The 275-nt window shown below is 50.9% G+C and carries 1 pseudogene; it reads right to left on the bottom strand.

Going from position 1 to position 275, the window contains the following annotated elements:
• Positions 1-260, bottom strand: a pseudogene (locus tag FE296_RS32530) (hypothetical protein); the annotation flags it as partial.
• Positions 261-275: the final 15 nt, after the last annotated feature.

Raw genomic sequence — 275 nt, 5'->3', positions numbered from 1 at the left:
CCGCCCCCTCTAAGCTTTGCTGGTAGAGGTAGCGCTTGTACTTTTTGCGCTTGAGCTTTTTCGTCCTCTCCATCTAGGGCTGCTTGATCTTGCTCTTGAGCTTTTTGTGCTTGCTCTTGTTCTGCTACTTGAGCTTGCTCTTGTTCTTTTTGTGCTTGATCATGTGCTGCGAGTGGATCTGCTTCTTGTTCTGATTGCTCGTGATCATATTGAGGAAGCTCTTGTGCGTGGTGTTCTGGGGTGGCGGTTTGGTTTTGCAAGGGGGGTGGGGGGGG

This window comes from Paenibacillus sp. UASWS1643 (genome assembly GCF_008693195.1).
Lineage (GTDB): Bacteria > Bacillota > Bacilli > Paenibacillales > Paenibacillaceae > Paenibacillus > Paenibacillus amylolyticus_B.
Note: the sequence above shows the minus strand (reverse complement) of the source record. Positions and strands in the feature narration are given on the sequence as shown.